Origin of the sequence: Bradyrhizobium elkanii WSM2783 (assembly GCF_000472865.1) — a bacterium.
In the GTDB taxonomy this organism is placed as follows: Bacteria; Pseudomonadota; Alphaproteobacteria; order Rhizobiales; family Xanthobacteraceae; genus Bradyrhizobium; species Bradyrhizobium elkanii_A.
In genome coordinates this window covers 299486-320817 of sequence record NZ_AXAP01000002.1, presented here as the reverse complement: position 1 = coordinate 320817, position 21332 = coordinate 299486, and the positions used below count along the sequence as shown (strand labels likewise).

The window sequence follows — 21332 nt, the reverse complement described above, 5'->3', positions numbered from 1 at the left end:
AAAATGAGAATCGCTGCAACGCAGAGGCGTCAGTTTGCATCGCAATGTTTGCGCCGCAATAGCGATCACTCGCTTGGACCAAGTCCGCCATGGCATATGACGGGCGGACGCCAAATCCATCGCGAGCAAACGGATGCCCGCGATGGATTAGAACTCTTTGTCAAGGAATCAAAACTGCGCGTCCATGGATCTTGCCGGCATTGAGATCGTGCAGTGCCTTGTTGGCGTCCGCGAGGCGATATTCGGCGGTTGCGAGTTCGACCAAACCCCGATCCGCAAGCGCCATCAACTCCGTTAGCTCGGCCCATGTACCGACCAGGTTGCCGATAATGTTTTTCTCGGTGATCACCATATCCACGGTCGGAACGCGGATGTCTTCACCGTAGCCAACAACGTAGTAGCTGCCCATCGGGCGGGTCATCGCCAGCCCCTTGGACGTCGTGCCTTTCTCGCCAACAAAATCGATCACGGCTTCCGCGCCGTTTCCGGCAGTCAATGCCAGAACGGCTGCCACTTCGTTGCCGTCAGCTTTCACCAGATGGTCGGCGCCCGATTTTTCGGCCAGCTTCAGCGACGCTTCGGACTTGTCGACAACGATGATATCGGCCGCACACATCGCCTTGAGACACTGGATTCCGATGTGGCCCAACCCACCTGCACCGATTACGACGCAGGATTCGCCCGGCAAAAGGTGACGAGAGGCCTTCTTGACCGCGCGATAGGCCGTGAGGCCCGCATCCGCATAAGGCGCCACATCCTTTGGCGCAAGAGTCCGTGGCAGCGGCACAATATTGCGTTCGGAGGTGCAAAGGAATTCTGCATAGCCGCCGTTGCAATCAAGCCCCGGAAACGTGCCGGGACCATGCATATCGAAGCCTCGGCGACAGGCGAGACAGGTGCCACCGGTGATCTTCGGGTGAACGATGACCGGGTCACCCTTCTTTACTCCCTCGACTTCCTTGCCAACCTCTTCGATCCAACCTGCATTTTCGTGTCCCATGATGATGGGTAGCAGTTTGTCGCCGGTCGGATCCATATGCGGCTTCCATACACCTTCGATGATATGAAGGTCGGTCCTGCATACGCCAGCTCCACCGATGCGGACGATGACATCAGTCGATTTAGTCAACTTGGGATCAGGCGCTTTTTCTTCGCTGACCCACTGGTCGTTGGAAAGCTTCTTGTCGTACGCTCTCAATACTTGGGCTCTCATGTTGTCCTCCGTCTGCCCGGCGAGCTTTGCGCTCGCCATCGCGGAGGCGCCTCAGCATTTTTCGTGCCAGCGGAGCTGTACAGCACAAGCGCGCGCATCTAAGCACGTCAGGAACGGCGAGGTCTTTGCCGCTGGCGGCTAGCTGGTAAATAGGAGCTCGTACCCACCGGTCGCTTGTCGGGCCAAGGCTTTCGAGGGTTAGAGGTCTTTTTCGGCGAGTTTGCGAAACTCGTCGGGCACGGAACGAGAAATGCCAAGCGCTGCCGGGCCGTATCCGATCGCATCCCATCCGAAGCGATCGCGGATCTTGTCGACGGCGCAATCAGCCGCCCAACGGGCCATGCCTATCCTGGTGCCGGGGCGGCGCGCTTCATCTTGAAGTTCAAGCGGGAGTTCGAGCTCGAGATCCCAGTGCTCCTCAAGATGCGACACGGAGATCGCCAATAGCGAGATGGTCTTCTGGTCCGGATGATCTGCAAGGATCGCTCGCACCAGTTCCTCGGCGATCTCAGCAAGGATCATGGTCGCGGAGATCGGCGCATCGAGCGTTACCGAGCGTGTCACCGAGCTCAGGTCGGCGAAGCGAACGCGGACCGTCACGGTTCGACCGGGCCTGGACTTCGCCCGGAGTCGCGTAGCGATGCGGTCCGCGAGGTGAAGCAGCGTGGGTCGAATAACCCGCTCTTCGGCCGGCTTCCTGCCAATCGCTGACTGCGCCCCTGCCGATCCGGCCCGGCGGTGAGACTTGATCTCCCGCGGATCGCGATTCCATGCCAGCGCCGCGAGTTTCTCGCCTGCAGCGGGACCGAGCAAGCGCTCGAGCGACCATCCCGGTGTCTTTGCCAGATGCCCGATGGTCAGCACGCCGATTTCGGCGAGCTGCGCCTTCGTGACGGGACCCACTCCCCACATCAGCTCGACGGGCAGGCGGTGAAGGAACTCCAGTTCGGTGTCGGGATCCACGACCACGAGCCCATCTGGCTTCGCCACTTGCGAGGCAATTTTCGCCAGATGCTTGGTGCGCGCCACACCGACCGAGATCCCAAGACCGATCTCCATCCGCACGCGTTGGCGGATTGTCTTTGCAATTTCGGCGGGCGTACCGAAGAGATGGGTGCAGCCCGCAACGTCGGCAAACGCCTCGTCGATGGAAATACGCTCCACCAGTGGCGTGAAATCGCCGATCACCTTGATGGCAGCATCACCCAGCCGTTGGTAGTCCTTGAAATGGCCGCCGACAAAAGTGAGTTGCGGACATAGCTGGCGTGCGTGCCGTCCCGGCATACCACCTCGAACCCCGAACGCCTTGGCTTCGTATGAGGCAGCAAGCACGACCCCGCCACCGACAGCGATAGGTCTGCCGCGCAGCGAAGGATCGAGCAGTTGCTCGACCGAGGCGTAAAAGGCATCAAGGTCTGCATGAAGGATGGTGGCCGCCGTTGCCATCCAGAGCGTTCACCGGTGAAATTTGACCGAAATTCACTGAGAACATAATGCGAACATGTTGGAACGCGTGTCAAGCCGGTTTCACAAAGGCTGAGAAGCTATTGGCTGCTCAAGCCTGGGCCTGGTTGAGCGACCGTTCTCTCTTCAGCTCACGGGAACGCGATTGAGCGAAAGGCTCCTGTTGCACGGCCGTCATCAGATCTCCGTACAGCATACCGATATCGAGACGAGACGATCATCCCCAGCGACGAGCGGACGGTACCCGATAAGGGCAGAGGTTGACATGCACCCTGCCGATAGTTGATCTTTTTGCTCGCGGAATTCAGCGGATCGAGATTGGACAGACCTAACAACCAAGGCTAGCAAACGACTACCCCGGTCACGCAAAGGGGAATCAGGCGCGGACATGCCGATCTCTGACAAGGAAATTCAAAGTACGTCCGATGCACCGAGGGACGGAGAGAAAGACACCCGCACCGCGACGCGCGCTCCTTCCATCATTGTCGGCATCGTTGCAGCCAGCGTCGTCGCGCTCTCTGTCTTCTATCTCTTGCGACCGGAACCACTGCTCGTCCAGGGCGAGGTCGATGCAACGCGGCTGGATATAGCCGCGCGTGTCGACGGGCGGGTCAAGGAAATTCCCGTCGAACGTGGCCAGAACGTTCCGGCTGGCGCTGTGCTCGTGCGGATCGACAATCCCGAAACTCTGGCCAAACACGAGCAGATGAAGGCAGCAAAGACTGTGGCCGAGGCTCAACTTGCCAACGTCCTCGTCGGAACACGGGTGGAAACCATTGCCGCACGGAAAGCGGCAATGGAGCGGGCGCAGGCTGCCCAGGTGCTTGCCCAGAAGACCTTTGACCGTACCTACACATTGACCCAGCAAGGCAATGCGCCGCAAGCCCGTCTCGACCAAGTGACCGACACGCTGCACGAAAGCGAGCGCGCAGTCGATCAGGCCAAATCGTCCTACGACCAGGCTGTCAACGGCTACACAAAGGAGGAGCGGGCGATCTCCAGGGCCAACGTCGAAAAAGCCAATGCCGATATCCAGAGCGTTCAATCGATCATCGATCAACTCGTGGTCTATGCCCCCGTCGCCTCGCAGATCTATCAGCGCAATATTGAGCCTGGCGAATACGTATCGCCGGGCGTGCCGCTGGTTACCTTGATCGATCTGGGCGATGTCTGGATTCACTTCGATCTTCGCGAGGATCTCGTCAAGGGCTTGAAGGTCGGCGATCGATTTGATGTCCGCATTCCGGCTCTCGATGACCGCCGCGTCACCGTCGAGGTCAAGCTTATTGCAACCAAGGGCGAATATGCGAGCTGGCGGGCCACGCGTGCTTCGGGCGATTTCGATTTGCGGACGTTTTCGATTCGTGCCTACCCGGTCCAGCCGGTGTCCGAGCTGCGACCGGGTATGAGCGCCTATCTCGACTGGCGGTCGCGGCAATGAGGCTGGCGTCAAGACCGGGATTTCTGCTGGTCGCACAGCGCGAGTGCCAATGGCTGTTTCACGATCGTGTGGCGCTGCTTTTGATCTTTGGCGTGCCTCTCTTCGCGTTCGTGGTTCTCACAACGGTCTTCAGCCATCCGGTCATCCGGGGGCTCGGGGTGACGGTCGTCGACGAGGACAAGTCGGACGCTTCGCGTGCCCTGGTGGAATACGTCGCGGCATCTCCGAGCCTGAAAATCGTCGACCGCTCCGGTACGCTGTCCACGGCCGTGAAGGATATACGGTCCGGAAAGGCGATCTCGGCAATCTATATCCCACCGGATTTCGAGCGCGACCTGCAGGCTCAACGCCGTCCGCAGGTGGTTGGATTCTACAACCAGCAGTTCCTGACGGCGGCCGGCATTGCCTCCTCGGGGCTGAGCGATGCGCTTTCCGCCGCAGCCGCCGTGGCAGCCCCCGCGAAGCACGCAGCGCCCACACCAGCCTCGATCGGAACGATGGCCGGGGAAACCATCGCGCTTGTCAATCCGCAAAAGAACTATGCCCAGTTCCTGCTCCGTGCGCTGCTGCCGACGATCATCCATGTAGTGATCACGCTCGCGGCAGGCTATTCCGTCGGCTCCGAATTCCGCCGGCGCGACGCGCGGGCCTGGCTCGAAAGTGCCGGAGGCGATCCGGTCGTTGCGCTGGCCGGCAAGCTCGCGCCCCTCTTCGGCATCTTCCTCCTCATCATGCTTGCCGAGCCGCTCTTCCTGGAGGGCGTGCTGCAAGTCCCCTTCAGGGGAGACCTTCCGTTGATGGTGGCCGCCGGCTCGCTCCTGATTGTCGCCTACCTCTCGCTCGGTGCCCTGCTGCAGCTCCTGGTCGGCGATCTGGCGACGGGGCTGGGACTTGCGGGCCTCGTTGCCTCTCCTGCATTCGGCTACGCCGGCGTCGGCTTCCCCGCGATCGGCATGAATGCGTTTGCGCAAGTCTGGAGCGCGATACTGCCGCTGCGCTGGTACATGGCCGTGTTGTTGGGCCAAGCGGCACGCGGATTGCCGGTGTCGGACTCCGCCATTCCGTTCGCGGCGCTCGCCGGCCTGACGATGCTCTATGCTGGCCTCGCCTTGCTGCGTATGGCGAGCCTCAAGCGCAGGGGCTGGTTTGAGACGGCGCGACCAGCCGAGCAATCAGAGATCGGCCGCGCGCCCCGCGGCGTCGGCGGCGCCTTCATGGCGGAGTGGCGGCGCGTGCTCGGCGCGCGGAGCGCCTTCACCCTCCTGTTCCTGGCTCCCTTGGTCTACGGCATTTATTATCCGCAACCCTATCTGAACCAGATCCTGCGCAAGCTTCCCATCGCGGTCGTCGACAACGATCTGAGCGATCTCAGCCGCCAGATCGTCGAGACGCTGGATGCGAGCGGAGCATTGAGCGTTGCGGTCCGCACCCGTACACTCGCCGAGGCGCGCACCGCAATCGATCGTGGGAAGGCCTTTGCCGCCGTCGAAATCCCGCCAGACACTGAGCGCGACGTGCTCAAGGGCATCACCGCTCACATTCCGATCTACGCGGATGCCACCTATTTGTTCATATTCAGATCGACCGCCAGCGGGGTCGCCACCGCAATCGGGACATTGACGTCCGAGCTTGTTTCGCGAGGCGCACGCTCGGATGGAAGCCTTGTCAAGGCGAAGCTGGCGAGTTCGAGCCCGGCGGACATTCTGCTGCAGCCGATCTTCAACCCCGTGGGCGGCTATGCAAGCTACATCGTCCCGGCGGCGTTTGTGCTGATCCTGCAGCAAACCCTTCTGATCGGTGCGGCGATGTTGACCCGTACTGCGCTGGCAACCGGCGGCGGAGCGTTCGCCGGCGTGCTCGGCCGCGGCATCGCCCATCTGACGATTTACCTTCCGGCGCTCGCACTTTATCTCATCGTGCTGCCGCGCATCTATGGCTTTTCAACGCTCGGGCATCTTCCACAACTGCTCGCGCTTGCTGCCGTCTTCCTGCTTGCGACGAGCTTCATGGGGCAGGCCGTCGGCGCCTGGTTCACGCGGCCCGAAAATGCAACCATCCTGCTCCTTGCAACCAGCCTGCCCCAATTCTTCACCGCCGGCTTCGCATGGCCGCGCGAGGCGATCCCCGATGTGGCCATCGCCCTGGGCCGACTGTTCCCGGCCGACTTCGCGATTGACGGCCTCGTGCGCATCAACCAGCTCGGCGCCAGCATTTGGGAGGTCGCACACGATTGGCTTGGACTGTGGTGCTTGGCGCTCGCCTATTTCGTGCTCGCCGTGATCTCAGCGCTTGCCGTCAAGAGAGGGCAGACACGTGCGCAAGGCTAGGCGTGTCGCCATCGCCGCGATCGCACTCGCGCTCGTCGCGGGCGTTGTGATCTATTCCGTCCGTGGTTCCGGATCGCCGTCCGCAATCGTTGGCGTCGTGCGGGCGACCGAGGTCAGGGTGGACCCGGAAGTAAACGGCCAACTCGTTTCGATTGCGGTCAAGAAGGGCGCGCAGGTACATGCCGGCGATGTCCTCGCGACGCTCTCGGCGGTGGAGTTGACCGCACAGGTGGACCAGGCGCGCGCCGCGCTCGCCTCAGCAACCGCGAACCGCAACAACGTCTATGCCGGCGTCAGGCGTGAGCAGGTCGACTCTCTGAAAGCTGCAATCGCCAAGGCAAAGTCCCGCCTCGACTATGTGCAGACCCAGCTCACAAGAACCACCACGCTGGCGCGTCAGAGCTTTGAGTCCCAGCAGGCGCTTGACCAGGCCGAAAACGACGCCGCGAGCGCACGTGCCGATGTGGCGGAGGCCCAGGCGAACTACGATGCGGCCGTGGCGGGTCCGACCCAGGAGGAACGCGCGATCGCCGACGCAGAGGTGCAGGCCGCAGCGGCTGCGGTCGCGGTGCTCGAGCGTCGCCTCGACAAGATGGTCTTGCGTGCTCCCGCCGACGGTGTGGTCAGCGTCATCGCCGCAGAAGTCGGCGAGAACGTTCGCGCGGGTCAACCGATCCTGATGGTCGAAGCGGCGGGCAAGCAGTGGCTTTCATTCAATGTGCGCGAAGACCATCTGAGCGGTCTCGCGGTCGGAGAAACAGTCGGCGTGGTGCGGAACGGCGACGACGGCGCGATCAAGAGCGCCATCACCGAACTGCGGCCGCTCGGCGTCTTTGCGACCTGGCAGGCCGAGCGCGTGATTGGCGATCACGACCGCAATACGCTACGCTTGCGCCTCGACCCACAGGGAGAGGCGGCCATCCTCGAGCCAGGTATGACTGTTTGGATCAAGCAGTGACCACAACGCACTGCCTGCCCGCCCCGTAGCGGTCACCACCAACGACACGACATTCCCACGCAGATCGCTCCATGCCAATTATGGAGAGCTTGGCGCGACGACCTGGCGGGTGAGCGTATCGCGCTCCAACGCCGTCAACTGCTTGGTGTCCTCCGCGGAAAATGTGCCGTTGCCAAGAACGCGGACCATGTTGTTCGGGTCATAATTGTTGCTTTGTCTGCCACGGTTCCGCTGTCGTTCGCTATTGGGGCGATCTTCCTCACTTCCTCCACCGAAGCCGAGGAACTCGACGATGATGATGGAGGGTTGCTCGCCGGCGCGCGCCTGCGGCACGGTGGCTTGCTGGGCTGCGGCGCCCGCCGTGTTCGATGCTTCGGTCAGGCCGCCGATGTTGGGTGCCTGGACCTGCGGCACGCCAACGACGCCGCCTTGCGCCTGGATGTTGGCGGCGTTGACGATATGCAAGGCTGCGATGTTGACGAAGCTCGATGCGCGGATCCCCGCCTCGCCTGCATCGACGGTGCCGAGCGGCGCGACCAGATCGACCGTCCCGGGCGGCACCTCCGCGATCTGTCTCAGCGTCGCGATGCCGGCGCCGCTGGACGGCACGACCGGTGACACGGTGACATTGCCGTATCTGTCGTAGGCGCGTTTGGGCGGCGTGTAGATCACCGTGGTTTTGGCGCCGCGGCCGGCGTTGATGTCGCCTTCCGCCGACCAGACGATGATATTGCCGCCGAACGTGGTCATGATGCGCGACAGGCCGAGCAGCACGCTGCCCTTCGAATAGATCTGGATGTCGCCTGCCCCTTGCGTGATAAGGCCGGCATCGGCACCCGGCGACAGCCCCTCGGTCCCGAGCGTGACCTCCCCGTTCGGCACCACGAACTGGATGTCGCCGCCGAAATCGGTGTGCACATAACCGCTTTGAACGGTCGTCTTACCCGCGCCGGCCGCGACCGCCGCCGAGAACATCGTGATATCCCCACCATAGGCGGCATCGTTCGGCAACAACGTTGCAATCGCCTGGCGCCCGCGCAAATAAGAGCCGGCACGTGGGCCGCCATCTTCGTTGTATTCGCGCCCGCCTGCGGTCAGTTCGGCGTAATAGACCTGCCGCAGGAAGATGCGCTGCTGCGCTGCCGACAAGGTGAAGAAGTAACCGAGCGCATCGGCCTTGGCCCCGCTATAGCCGAAGCGTGCCTTCAGCCAATCGTAGAGCTCGGCCTCATAGGTCTTGGCGACTTTGCCGGGCTGGTCGGCGAGTTTCCCCTCGCCCACGAGATTTTTTGGATCGAGATAGAGCTTCGCAAAGCCGGTCCAGTCGACTTGCCCAACACCAATCTCACCCGCACCCACGCCGGCCTGCATGACGACACCGGCGCCGGGCCGGTTGTCGCCCGCGAGCAACGGTCCGATGCTTTCGACCGTCGCGATTGACCCTTGATAGATGTCCTTGGCGGCTGTGATTTCGAGCGTGCCGGGGCCGGCAATCGCCAAGCCTCCGCGCCACCCGTTGGTGGACGAGGGAGCGCCCGCATAGATGATGTTGCCGCCGACCGCGATGGTGGACACGTCGTTCTGATCGGTGTGCAGGATCAGACCCATCGTATTGACGATATCTCCGCCTGCGAGCATCCGCAGCGGCCTTGCAGCCTGATAATAGGTGTTTGCAACGATGCTCTGATCGGGGGCGGTCCAGCTCTGGTCGACGATCCGGCCATATCTGATGCCCGTGATGTCGCCATTCACCGCATAGATGTGTGACGGCTTGCGTTGAGACGGATAGCCTTGGTCCAGCGGGGCTTTATCCTTCGCTGTGCTTGAATCGAAGGCGAAGGGGTGCCCACCACTCGTGTAGGAATAGACGACAATTCCTCCACCGACTTGGTCAGCCGCATTCGCGTAATCGCCGAAATAGTTGGAGGCCGTGATGTTAAGCCCATCATTCAGGATCACCCAGGCCGGCTTGAACGGCGTCGCCAACGCCGTTGTCGGAGTCATCAAGGGACCCATCTCCTTACCGTCGCCGAAGATCGATCCTTGCGCCAGCACCTCGAGTTCGCCACTCGGTGACGGCAACATCAGCCCTCCGCCCGGGTTATAGATATTGCCGTTCGCGGCGATCGCCCGCACGATCGGGGGCAGGTATCGGGAATAGGTTGCGCCGCTGCCCGGCTGGAGCGAGCCCCCCGCGGCAAACATGTTCACGGCGGTTTGCCCCGTCCAGAGCGTGAACCAGCTCGCGCCGTCACCGTTCGTTTGACCGTTATTCGCGTCCGTCCAGGCCGTGAGGCCGACGCGGCCCGGATCGAGGATGGTTCCCACGGCCAGATCGCCGCGCGCGCGAAGATTGATCACGCTGTCGCCCGGCGCGAAATCTCCGCCATAGAGCGTGGTCATCGAATAAGGCGTCAGCGGATTGATCGGCCGCGGGTCCGTCCCGCTATCGTTACGAATGTTTGTCGCGGTGAGACTACCGAAATCTCCCGTCGCGACATCCATGGTCCCGCGCAGGTTGACGAATTGATTGCCACCGGTGCTGATATCACCCGCTTTCACCGACAGCGTGCCGCCGCCCGTCTGGACCATGCTGCCATCGCCCATCACGCGGCCGCTGCCACCGACGGCGATGACCACGCCGCGACCTACGTCGCCGCCGAGCGTGCCGCCCGCTTGCAGCGTGACATTGCCGCCACCGAGCGTACCGAGGCCGGAGAAAGCGGACAGATTCAAAGCAGCGGCGTTATTGGTGTTGATCTGATCAAACGTATAGCTGCCGAAATTGATGCCCCATGCCGTGCGCTGGCCGATCTCCGAACCACCCTGGCGCCACAGCCAGCTTCCAACCTCGTCCGCGCGCGGCGTCAGCGTGCCCTTCACGTCACCTTGCGCGGCTAGCAGGAAATCCCCGCCATGCTCGGTGTAATACATCCGCTGCGAGCCAAGCGTCGCTTCATACGCGGCGTTTGTTGAGCCCAGCACCGTGCCATCGGACAATGTGCCCCGGCTGGCGTTGTAAGGATCGTTGGCCGCGGTCCCGGTCTCCTTGATCGCAGTGCCGGCGGTATAGACCCCGAACGGTGATTTTTGCTCGTAATTGCCGCCGGCGAGAAGCTCGAGATCCCCGGTGCCGGTGCGCACCACGCTGACGCCAGAGGTCGACGTGCTCCCAACGAGCGTGACCTGGAAGGGATCGTTCAACACCACATTGCCTGAACCAGCGAGACTGTCTGCCGTCTTCAGCCCCCGACTGTCGGCGCTTGCAAGATCAGCACCGCCCACAAGCCGCATCGACCAGGATTGCGTCCCCGGTGCGAGCATGGGTGCGATCGCCCACACCTTGCGATCGCCCGGCCCGGTCAGCTTCACGTTCGTCATGCCGGCCGGCAGCACCGCGCCCTTGGGAAGCGGCGTATCGGCATCGAACGTGTAACCCCCGAACAGGGTAAGGCTGGACCCCGCCGGCAACGTCACAGGCTGAAGCACCAGATTGATGGCTGAGTTGATGAAGACCTGCCCGGTAAAATAGAGGCCTTTTTCGAACACGGTGCCGATCGGAAATACTGTGTTGACCAGAAGCGTATCACCCGGGTTGTAGGTCTTTTCCGGCGTGATGATGCGCCCGCCATTCAGCTTCCTGGTCTGAACATTGGGCCCTTTTATAGTGAAGGGCTCCGACAAGGTCATCGCGACGGGAAGTGGATTTGCGGCGTTCGGGCTCTGCACGATCCTTCCGTCGACGAGATTCAGTTCCAGGTTGATTGTGCCGTTGCTCGGAATGGTCGATCCGTTGCCGATTATGACGTCATCCATTGTGACCGTGTAATTTGATCCAAGCATGGTACCTGCCGGGATCAGCACCGTCAGCGCGTCGGGCGATTTCGGCGGCGGTGCGAAGCCGTCGTTGATGCTTCCGTTGATCTTGAAATCGCCGGCGGCACGGACGACGAGCACGCCCGGTTCGCCGGAGCCTGGCGCGGCCGGATCGACCTTTGGTCCATAGCGATAACCGGAGAAATCGAGATCGCCGTTGGTCGAGAGGTCTCCATCTGACGTGATGGCAACGCCCGGCCGCAGATGGAAGGCGGAGCCATAGGCCGCAAGCCCGGCAAGGCGATTATGCAAGTCGCCATTCTGGAGTGCCGCGTTGATGAATGCCTCACTGTCGGCATGCAGACCATCGAGGTAGGCCTGATCGATGACGCTACCGCCCGGAAGTTGATAGGTGCGGAAGCCGTTCATCGCGATGCTGCTGGTTCCGCGGATATCGAGCGGGCCGCGCGCGTCGACGGCGATGTCATTGGCGCCGATACCGTCGTCATTGGTGTCACCGCGCCGCGGCGCATTGAGCTCCAGCTTACCGCGCGCTACGCTGTCCGGCGAGGACATATCGATGGTTGCGCCTGGCCTTAGCGTCATGCTGCCTTGCTTGCTCGTGACCTCGACATGCGCGGTGTTGTTGGCCTCGATCGGCGCACCATAGCTGTCGGTCTGCAGCACGGAGTGATGCACATCGAGCACGGCGTTCCGCGTCAAGGTCAGATCGTCACGCGCCGACAGGCGGATGGTGCCGGGCTTCGTCCCGCTCGCATCGATCCTGCCGTCGACCGTGAGGCTGCCTTGATCGACGGAGACCGTCACATAGCGCGCCTTGACGCCGTTGCCGATGACAAGACTGCCCTGACGCAAATCGAAGCTACGCGCGCTGAAGAAGCCGGCGTCATTGAGCTTCGCGTTCAATGCGGCGAAATCGCCAAAATCCTGCGCCGCCACCGTGAACTGGCCGCTCTCGAAATCACCCGTCGACGCCCCCCTGATCGTGCCGCCGAACGAGACGTGCCCATGTGCAGCGTCGATGGCCTTGGCCGTGATCGAGCCCGCGGCGTTGTTCACCGCCGAGACATCGATCACCGAGCCGGCGCCCTGGATGATATCGCCGCTCGTGCTATTCAGAACGAGATCACCGCCCCAGCTATATTTCGTGACATCGAAGAAGGAGATAGCACGGCCTGACAGGTCGATCACCGCGTTGCCGCCGAGCACGACGTCATGCGCGGCGTTGAAGGTCAGCTTGCCGGAAGGCAAGGCGAATGCGGTATCGACAAAGACGCTGTCGCCGCCAAAGGAGACCGTCCCGCCGAGATCCGTCACGCCACGCGTATCCGCGGGCGCGATCCCAGCTGGCGCGACCAGACGCAAAGCGCCACCTGCGGTAACATCGAGCTTTGCCCCATTGCTCGCCGTGATCAGCGGGGTCGCGACGGTGAGATTCCCGCCCTGCAGTGCGCCCTGGCTGTCCTGGCTTAAGCCCACTTTGAACGTGCCATCGCTGTTCGCCGTGACGCGCCTCAACGCCGTCAGCGCCACATCCGAGAAGCCGAGCGCGAGACGGTTCAGCGTTGCGCCATCGGTCGGCTTGCTCTGTGCAGCGTCGTAGCCGAACAGAACCTCGTTCGCCGTGATGGCGAGATGCCCCAATCCCGTGCCAGGACCGCCGGGCATGACGCTCGCCGGCGCCTGGCTGCCATACGGAGCAGCAGTGCCGGTGCGGATTCCGTTCCAGATCAGCACATCGGCCTTGATGCTCGCCGTGTCGCTTGCGGAGCCAAGACCATAAATGGCAGGCGTATTGAGAACGAGCTTGAGCGGATCCCCGGCCCCCTCCTGCCGCGTGGTGTCGAGCGCGGCGCTGCCGACCAGATTGAACGCGCGGTTTGCCGTGAGAATGAGTTGCTCAAGCGCGGGGACACCGGCGGTCGTTGACGGCCGCAGGAGTTTGTCGAGCACGCTCTGGGTGAGGTTCCAACCCGAGGGAAGCTGGCCCGCGGCCTGCGCCGCGGCGAGCGCAGCCTCCGTGCCGACATTGACCTGCTCCTGTGTGACGTTGAGATAACGTGCGCCGAAATTGACGTCGCCCATGGTGAGCCCGCCCGGCCCGGCCAGCACCACACTGCCGTCAGTGAGCAGCGACGCACCGCTCGCGATGTCGATCTTGCCGGGGCCAACGGCATTCAGGAATTGGAACCAGCCATTGGCGACCGCGAGCACGGCCGGACTGAAATTGGGATCCGCGTACAGATACGGGCTTATGTTGGCATAGACATAACCGAGCGTGGAATCGACGGCGTTGCTGCGCAATCCGCGCGTATCGATGGTCGCGCCGCCCGCCATGTTGACGGCCTTGCCGACCAGGAAGACCTGGCCCGCGCGGATGATGGCGCCATCGAGCAGGTTGACGGCCGCGGTCGTGCCTCCGTCGAAATAAACGTTGGCGCCGGCCCCGGGGTTGTCTTCCTCGAAGTACAGGCTCGTGCCGCCCAGCAAGAGCGTCGATGCTTTGAAGGCATTGACGTCGTCGCTCGAGATGGACGTATGCCCGGCTATGGACACGGCCCCTGGCGCCGTGATGTCGAGCACGGCAGGCCCCAATGAGGTGGCCGACGGCATGACGATCAGCGTCCCGTCGATACCGCCCTTGGCGCCATCGAACAGCGCGGTGCCGGCGAAGGACAGCGACCTCGTATTATCCGACTGCGGCAGGAGACTGATCTCAAGCACCTTGCCGTCCTCTGGCAGACGATGCCGGAGACCGCCGAACTGGGCCGCCCGCGCGCGCTCGAAATCGGCATAGCTCGTCTCGTTATATTGCGAGTAGCGGCGCGTGCTCTGGCCGGAGCTGAAGATCACCCTGGTCGGCAACGCGTCCTTAATTCCAGTGTTGGCGACGCCGAGATAGCCCGATGTGACGACGGAGGCATTGCCGATGGTCACGGGCGCAAACGTGGTGGTTCCCGTCGAGCCAAGCTCGACGCGATAACCGCCGGGCAGCAGCGCATAGCTCGAGGGCAGCAGCGTATAGGTGCCCGCAGCTAGTCCCGACACACCCGAGGGAAGAGTGATCTGCTGACCGATCGCCGGATCGCCGGCGCCGTTGGTCGCGATCGCCGGCGCATATTCAGCGGCGTAACCGGGCACGATCGCATAGACCTTGTTGCCGGCGGCGCTGTAGCTGTTGACCGGATTGGCATTGACGAGCGCTGTCTTCAACACATCGACCGAGCCGCCTCGGCCGGAGATGAAGCCCGCGCCGGTGAGCGTGCCGCCGCCGCTGAGATCGAGCACGGCTCCAACCTCACCCACGACCGACGCGGCATCGATCGAAATACCGCTCGCGATCTTGTAGCCGTGATGGTCATCGTAAGACGCGCCCGCCAGATTGCGCAGTGTGCCGTCCGCGCCTTGATAGGTGATCCCGTCCGAGGTGCCGCCAAAAGGCATGATCAAGCCGGCTGCGCTTGCGGAGGTGATGCTGCCGCTGCGGAACGTGATACGTGCGTCAGGCGGCACGTCATTGGCCGCGGTATCATCATAATTATTGAACCAGATATGGCCCAACGGTGCGCGAAGAACGCCGCCCTGGTCGATATTGGCGGCGAAAAAGGCGACACCGCCGAACACCGAAGGCGGGACCGCCGGTGTCTGATCGTCATTGCGGCGGATGGTAAGACGGGTATCTGGGGCATAGCCGCCATTGTCCAATCCGGCCCGCTGGCCAGCCCTGATAATGGCGACCGCGCCGCTCAGAGGATAAATCTGGTCTGCGATCAGCGTGAGATTATAGGCATTGAGGCCGCCAACCTGTTCGTTTTGGTCAGCACGGATTGTGGCATCGCCGACCCGAAGATCACCGCGGCTTTGCAACGTCACCTGGTCAAAACCATAGGCGACGGCATCTCGGATCAGTCCTGAGCCATAACCTTGCTTGGCCGCCGCGCCGAAATGAATATCCCCGTAGAGATCGATGAGATCGGCGGAGATGGTAAAATGACTGTCCTTCGCGATCAATTGAGGAGCAGCAAGAAGGAAGCCGCTCGGCACATTGATGCCGGGATAATAGCCTCTGGCATTGTCACCCGCTGCGGGCTTTGTCCCACTGTAGTTGAACCCATCCAGGCGGACGTAAGGCGCCGCAAGGCGAATGCTGGCACTGGATTGATCGGGGGGCGCCGTTATCACACCGCCTGACAAGCGGATGCTGCGCGAAAGCTGAAGCTCGATATTGCCGCCAAAAACAAAGAGATCGCGAGTCGAGAGCGAAAGCGATCCAAACCCACCCTGCTCTATCTGGTCGACACCGATCACGGTGCGCCCGAATTGCAATGTCGGATCGTCCTCACCCGGCTTGAGATCGGCGCTGAGGCCACTGCGACCCGCATACTGCACGAGGGTGATATCGCGCGATCTCTGGAAGTCTTCCGTCAGTTCGCCGATGGCATAGGGCGAATTCGCGTTGGGTTGCCCCAACGTATAACCTCGTTCAGCCATCGTCAGATTCAGCGTTCCGCCGGAGGCGCCGCTGCCGCCGCTAGCTGCTCGCAAGGTACCGTCGAGCGTGATGCCGAAGGCGGAATAGAGCGAGATCGTCCCGCCATTGCTGGCGGCAGGCGTCGAGACATAGCCGTTGCCGGTGGAGACATCGACCAGCGCGGAGGTGCCCGATGCATCGATCAAGGCGCCGGGACGAAGGATCACAAACGCATCGCTGACGACGGGCACGCCCGCGTTGTCGACCGCGCCCGTGCCACCGATGCGGATCGTGCCACCGTCCGGCACGGCTGCGTAGGAGACGCCGCGCTCATCGCGTCCCACCGCGCCACGTGCGGAGACATCCAGCACCGCGGCGTTGCCGATCCAGATCGACCGCGTCAGGGCGAATTCGCCATAGCCGGAATTGTACCTGGTGTCGCCGGGCGCGTCCTGCAGGCTCGTGATCAGGATATTGCCGGCGGGAGCCGTGATCGCGCCGTCGATGACGGTCTGGCGATTGGCGAAGATCGAGACGCAGTGCCCCGCATCGACATTGATCGAGGCGCCTTTCGCCAGCGTGAAATCATGCAGGCTCCAGAGCGTCACATCGGCGCCGGCGCGCTGCGTGACGCTATGCGCGACGGGGTTGATGATGAAGCTCGGCGGCGTCCACAGCTCCGCGGCATCCGCGACAGGGCTTCCCGTCGCCGCGTCATAGCTCTTGTCCGTGAAGCGATAGACCGGCACCTCGACGTCAAGGCGCGTTCCCTCGCCGATCTCCATGCCAGTGTTGCTGGAGATCTTGTACGCGGAGAAGCCGGACCGGAACAGCTCGGGGTCGAGCACCAGCGCATCGGCCACGGCCTTGCCGATCGCGATCGCCTGGCCCGCATCCAATGTCAGCGTGCCGCTGCCGCCAAAACCATACGCGCGGATAGCGCCCTCAAGGATGAGCGGATTGGTGAAGAACTGCGTCGAGGCCAGATGCGCATAATCATTGGCGACGAGGCTGACATTGCCGCCCTTGCCGCCTTTGGTTTTGCCATCCACCAGGATCGCGCCGCCTGACGACACGTCAATGAGCGAACCCTTCGAAAGCGTGATGCCGCCTGTGGTCGAGACGGTGAAATTTCCGCCATCAAGATGCGCGAGACGTGATGAATCCGCTGGCGTGTCGCGCTGTTCATTGGTCCACAATCCGCTGAGATCAATGGCAACCCTTTCGCCGATCGTGACCTGCGAATTGCCGTTCGCGTCGTTGAGCGCCCACCATTTCGCGTTCTGCCCCTGGCCGAGCACGGCATGCATGAGATTGGTCAGCGTAATACTGCCGCCATGAGCCGTGACGTCTGCGCCGATATCGACATGCGGCGCCGCGAAGGTCACCTCCGCGCCGGGCGCAAGTTCAAGCGGCGCCTCGACAACGATTTCCTTGCTGCTCGCAAAGTTGAGACCGCCCAGCTTGGCGGCATTGATCGCGTCCGCGTCAAACAACGCGGTGCCGATGCGGCTGTCGGGCAACGCCGATTTGTCGTTCAGCGCCTCAGTGATATCAGACACACGGCCAAAGACGACCCGCGCAGCGGATGCATCGGTGAGACCGATACCCGAGTAGCTGCCCAGCGCAAGCCTGCCCTCGAGCGGCGCGACGTCCTGGGGCAGCTTGTAGCCGTCGGCGGTGCCGGAAGGCCGGTTCCCGGTCTGGCGCTCACCCTTCACGATGTCGGCGAGGATGGTGGCTTCGAAAATCGACGTCGGCGTCGACAGGATAAGGGAGCCGGCGTCGCGGCCGACGGTGTAACCATCTTCCCAGCGGGTGGAGACGCTGCCCTTGCCGAACGGGGACGTCCAGATCTCGGTCAGCGGATCGTAAACCTTGCCCTCGACATAGTGCTTGCGCACATAGCCGCCGCCGAGCGCCATGAACTGCATATCGGCGCGCGCATTATTGATATTGTAGGTTCGGCCGTCCGCCCCGAGGAAGTTGGTGGTCCTGATATAGCCGCCCTCGTAGCTGACCGAGCCGCCGGAGACGTCGAACACTGCCCCCTTCCGCGCGACCACCTCCGGCGCCGCCAGCGTGATGGTGCCGCCGAGCGCGGTCCATTCCCCGATGCGATGGGCGGTATTGGCGAGATAGCCCGAGACCTCGAGCAGACCGCCCGGCGTATAATAGCGGTCGGTCGCATAGCCGCCTGTGCCAGCCGGCACCAGCACCAGATTGCGCGCGTCGATCCAGACATCTGCGTTCTTCAGATAATCCTGATCGCGATTGACCGGTGAATCGCGCAGCTCATTGCCTTGCACGTTGACCATGATGTTGTTGGCCGACATCGGCAGCAGCACGCCGCGCACGCCCGAGACATCGATCACCGCGCCATTCTCGGCGAAAACGCGGCGAGCGGCGGAGACGGCAACCTGGCCACCTTGCGCCTGCGTGATAGAGCCACCCTTGAAGACCACGTTGCTGCCACTGACGATTTCGACGCGGCCTTGGTCGAGCCGATCGGCGAGCAGCGAGAGATTGTTGAACTGGGCGTTGGCGGTCGGAACGTGGGTGAAGGCGTTGGAATCGGCGATCAACTGGTTGCGCTGGCTGTCGAGCGCGGTCTCGGCGCTGCCGAGCTCGGGCAGGATGGCGGTCAGGCTGCCGCTGCCGAGCGTGACGCTGCCGGCGGCGTCGGAGGCGGCGTTCAGGAGGTGGATGGTGCCGCGGGTGTTGACCGAGGTAGTGGCAACCAGCACGCCGTCCTGGCCGATGCTGCGACCCGCGAATGTGATATCGCCTTGCTGCGCGAAGATCAGGCCGGAATTGCCAACGACCGCAAGCGCATCGCGGACGATCGGCGAAATCTCGTTGCCGCGCGTGGTCGAGGCCTGGTTGGCGTCGGTGCCGTAGCCTGGCCGCAGCAGGAAATCGTTGCCGGCCGCAAGCTGCACCTGACCGCGCGGCGCGCTGATCGCGCCGGCGTTGCTGACCTCGGTGCCCATCAAGAGGACGAAGCCGCCGCCCTGCTTCGCCGACGACGGCGCGCGGGTCGAGATCAGCGCGCCGGCCTCGACCTTCACGGCCCCACCAGCATCGGTGAAGCTGGGCACGTATTGGCCACTTTCCTGCCGCGAGTAGATGCCGCTATTGAGGAACTGGGTGTCGGTGATATTGGCGGTCGAGGCGATCAGCGACCCGACATTGATCTGGCTCGCACCGCCGAAGATGATGCCGTTCTGGTTGATCACATAGACCGACCCGTCGGCCTTGATGTTGCCGAGGATCTGGCTCGGCGATGTGCTGCCGACCACGCGGTTGAGCGCCACCCAACTGGCGTTGCCCTGCTGGTCGAAGATGAGCGTGGTGCGCGCGCCGACGTTGAACGAATTCCAATTCAGGATTGCCTGCGCCCGGGTCTGCTGGATGCCGACCTGGGTCTGGCCGCTGGCATCGACGGCCTGCGTCGGCGCATTGGCGCCCTGCCATCCAGCCGCCGCCTGCAGGCCGCCCGGCGCCAGCCCATTCGGCACAGCGACCTGCGGCAGCGTCGCGGAGCGCTGCGCGGCCTGCGCTGCGCTGCGCGCCGCGTCCTGCACCGCCTGCATCGCCTGGATGGCGCGCGTGGCCCGCGCCATCCCATCCTGGCTTTGCTTGGCGACCGTCGCCGCGTCCTGCGCCGCCGACTGCGATGCAGCCATCGCCGCCGCCGATGGTGTCGGTGCCTGTCCGCCTAATGGACGTGCCACCACTGCAGTATTGGCCAGGAACAGCGCCACCACGCTGACGCCGGTTCGCAGCGCCGCGTGACGGGCATGGCGGCGCATGGGACCGTTAGCGGTCGAGGGTGAACGGGCGGACATCGGGCGGCTCCTTCAGACGACGGTACGCCCCTGACGCTGCAGCCGGAAGTCGCCGCCGCCTCGGGGGTCAAGAGAGGTCTCACCGCTAAGACCGAATCCCGAGTGGCCGTTGACTACGCTTTCGGAAGATTTTTTTGAGAAATTTTTTACCCGTCCCGTCCGAATCAGCTCAGCAGCACGATTCCACCCGGCAACCGCTGCAGTTTTGCGCCGAACGCGCGCCCCAATCCCAGCAGCGCCTCATTCATCTGATCGATACGAAAGCGACCGCTGAGCTGTTTCTGGCCCAAGGCCGCGTTCATCAAGATGATGCGGCCGGGTCGATATCGATTGATTTCTTCCACGGCTTCGACGAGCGGCGTGCCGCGGAATTCGACGATGCCGCGCTGCCACTCCGAGGCTAGCTGCGGATCGACTGCGGCAATCTCGCTCAGTCCCGCAAGATCATAGCGCACGCGCTGGCCGGGTCGCAGGGCCACAACGTCGGCTCCACGTTCGATCCGCACCGCGCCGTCGAAACAGGTCACGCTGACCGGGGACCGCTCGCCGCTTGCGGTGTAGCGGACATCGAACCGGCCGGATTCGGCGATCGTCCTGCCGTGCGCCGCCAGGACCACGAGCGATCGCGCCGGGCGCATCGATGTTGCAAACGATGCTTCGCCGGAGATCAACTCGATGCGATCTTCGATTCCTTCCGCAGGACGGACGGCCAGGCTCGTCTGCGTGTTCAGGCCGATCGTCACGTCGCCGGCGAATGTGACATGGCGTTGCTCGCCGGTGCCCGTGCGGTAATCCGAATTGAGTTCGGACAATGACGGCCAAAATCCGAACGGCGGGTTGAGCACGCCGTAGACCGACGCCGCGGCAAGTGCCGCGACGCCGGCGCTCAATACCGCGCGGCGGTTCATCCTGCGGCGCCGTCCCAGCGCATCGAGCCTGGCTAGGAAGCTTTCATCCGGACCCGACAGAGCATGGCCGGCGACACCAGCCGTATGCCACAGGCGCTTCGCGTCCAAAAAGGCGGCTTCATGCAGAGGACTGCGCGCGCGCCAGAGTTCCAGCGCCGCCATGTCCTTCGGCGTCATCTCTCTGGATGTGAGCTTCTGCAGCCAGTCGACCGCTTCCCGCTCCACCGGGTCCAAACCAGGGTGTGCCTTGTTCATCTCAATGTTGTGCCTTTCGCCGCTGCCTCCGTGAGACAGCAAGCGACGATCGCAGGAATTCTTACCTCTAAGACGATTCTCGGCGACCGAAAGTGCACGCTCAACCCTTCAATTCCTTATAGCGCGCCAGGCAATGTTCGAGTGCCAACCGGAGTTCTTTCGCAACGAGCTGCCGGGAGATGCTGAGCCGATCGGCGATTTCCTGGCGGGGAACATTGCCGAGCCGGGCCGCCAGAAAGATCACCCGGCGCCGCTCGGGGAGCTCGTTGACGATCGCCTCGAACGCCTCCAGGTCAGACCGCGCCAACATGGTTTGCTCAGGCGTCGGCGCATGATCGGGCAGCTCAAGCAGGCTTTCGATCTCGATCGCCGATATGCGTTGACGCCGCTCCATCCGGCGGCGATCCTCTGCCACGTTCAGCGCGATCCGGAAGAGATAGCTGCGCGGGCTTTGTACGGCGCCAATCGATTCCGCGCGCGACAGGCGCAACCATGTATCCTGCATCGCATCGCCGGCGAGATCGGCCGAGCCGAGGCGTTGAGTCAAGCGCGCCTTGAGGTCGTCATAGCGATCGACAAACAGCCGGCGGATGATCGTCAAGGCGGT

Annotated in this window: 8 protein-coding genes; 3 read left to right on the top strand and 5 right to left on the bottom strand. The window is 63.0% G+C overall.

The features are described 5' to 3' along the window. Positions 1-160 precede the first annotated feature (160 nt). Both YY7_RS0103475 and dinB read right to left on the bottom strand, forming a co-directional pair. Positions 161-1213, bottom strand: coding sequence for an NAD(P)-dependent alcohol dehydrogenase (locus YY7_RS0103475; RefSeq protein ID WP_028162004.1), 1053 nt, complete (start codon positions 1211-1213; stop codon positions 161-163). A gap of 198 nt (positions 1214-1411) precedes the next feature. Continuing rightward, entirely contained in the window at positions 1412-2659 is a 1248-nt protein-coding gene (dinB, locus tag YY7_RS0103470) for a DNA polymerase IV (protein ID WP_028162003.1), read from the bottom strand. A gap of 406 nt (positions 2660-3065) precedes the next feature. On the opposite strand from dinB, the gene YY7_RS0103460 reads away from it, so the two are divergent. Genes YY7_RS0103460 through YY7_RS0103450 form a run of 3 tightly spaced genes read left to right on the top strand, consistent with a single transcriptional unit; the run spans position 3066 to position 7403 of the window. Beyond that, positions 3066-4118, top strand: coding sequence for an HlyD family secretion protein (locus YY7_RS0103460; protein ID WP_051396488.1), 1053 nt, complete (start codon positions 3066-3068; stop codon positions 4116-4118). Continuing rightward, complete coding sequence (locus tag YY7_RS0103455) at positions 4115-6445, top strand: ABC transporter permease (RefSeq protein WP_035689018.1); 2331 nt, start codon at positions 4115-4117, stop codon at positions 6443-6445. Before YY7_RS0103460 ends, YY7_RS0103455 begins: the two co-directional genes overlap by 4 nt. Beyond that, the gene (locus YY7_RS0103450; protein ID WP_028162000.1) at positions 6432-7403 is read left to right on the top strand and encodes an HlyD family secretion protein; all 972 of its coding nucleotides are present in this window, start codon (positions 6432-6434) and stop codon (positions 7401-7403) included. The genes YY7_RS0103455 and YY7_RS0103450 overlap by 14 nt, the downstream gene beginning before the upstream one ends. 78 nt (positions 7404-7481) lie before the next feature. Here the strand turns inward: YY7_RS0103450 and YY7_RS50605 are convergent, their stop codons facing one another. From YY7_RS50605 to YY7_RS0103435, 3 genes are all read right to left on the bottom strand, one after another. Further along, positions 7482-19562, bottom strand: coding sequence for a filamentous haemagglutinin family protein (locus tag YY7_RS50605; RefSeq protein ID WP_155255017.1), 12081 nt, complete (start codon positions 19560-19562; stop codon positions 7482-7484). Between the two features lie 164 nt (positions 19563-19726). Then, complete coding sequence (locus YY7_RS0103440) at positions 19727-20725, bottom strand: FecR family protein (protein WP_028161999.1); 999 nt, start codon at positions 20723-20725, stop codon at positions 19727-19729. Positions 20726-20825: 100 nt separating this feature from the next. Then, entirely contained in the window at positions 20826-21326 is a 501-nt protein-coding gene (locus tag YY7_RS0103435; RefSeq protein WP_245287178.1) for an RNA polymerase sigma factor, read from the bottom strand. Positions 21327-21332 lie beyond the last annotated feature (6 nt).

Coding starts and splice junctions, on each gene's coding strand:
- YY7_RS0103475 (WP_028162004.1), bottom strand. CDS start 1,213: ATGAGAGCCCAAGTATTGAGAGCGTACGACAAGAAGCTTTCCAACGAC.
- dinB (WP_028162003.1), bottom strand. CDS start 2,659: ATGGCAACGGCGGCCACCATCCTTCATGCAGACCTTGATGCCTTTTAC.
- YY7_RS0103460 (WP_051396488.1), top strand. CDS start 3,066: ATGCCGATCTCTGACAAGGAAATTCAAAGTACGTCCGATGCACCGAGG.
- YY7_RS0103455 (WP_035689018.1), top strand. CDS start 4,115: ATGAGGCTGGCGTCAAGACCGGGATTTCTGCTGGTCGCACAGCGCGAG.
- YY7_RS50605 (WP_155255017.1), bottom strand. CDS start 19,562: ATGTCCGCCCGTTCACCCTCGACCGCTAACGGTCCCATGCGCCGCCAT.
- YY7_RS0103440 (WP_028161999.1), bottom strand. CDS start 20,725: ATGAACAAGGCACACCCTGGTTTGGACCCGGTGGAGCGGGAAGCGGTC.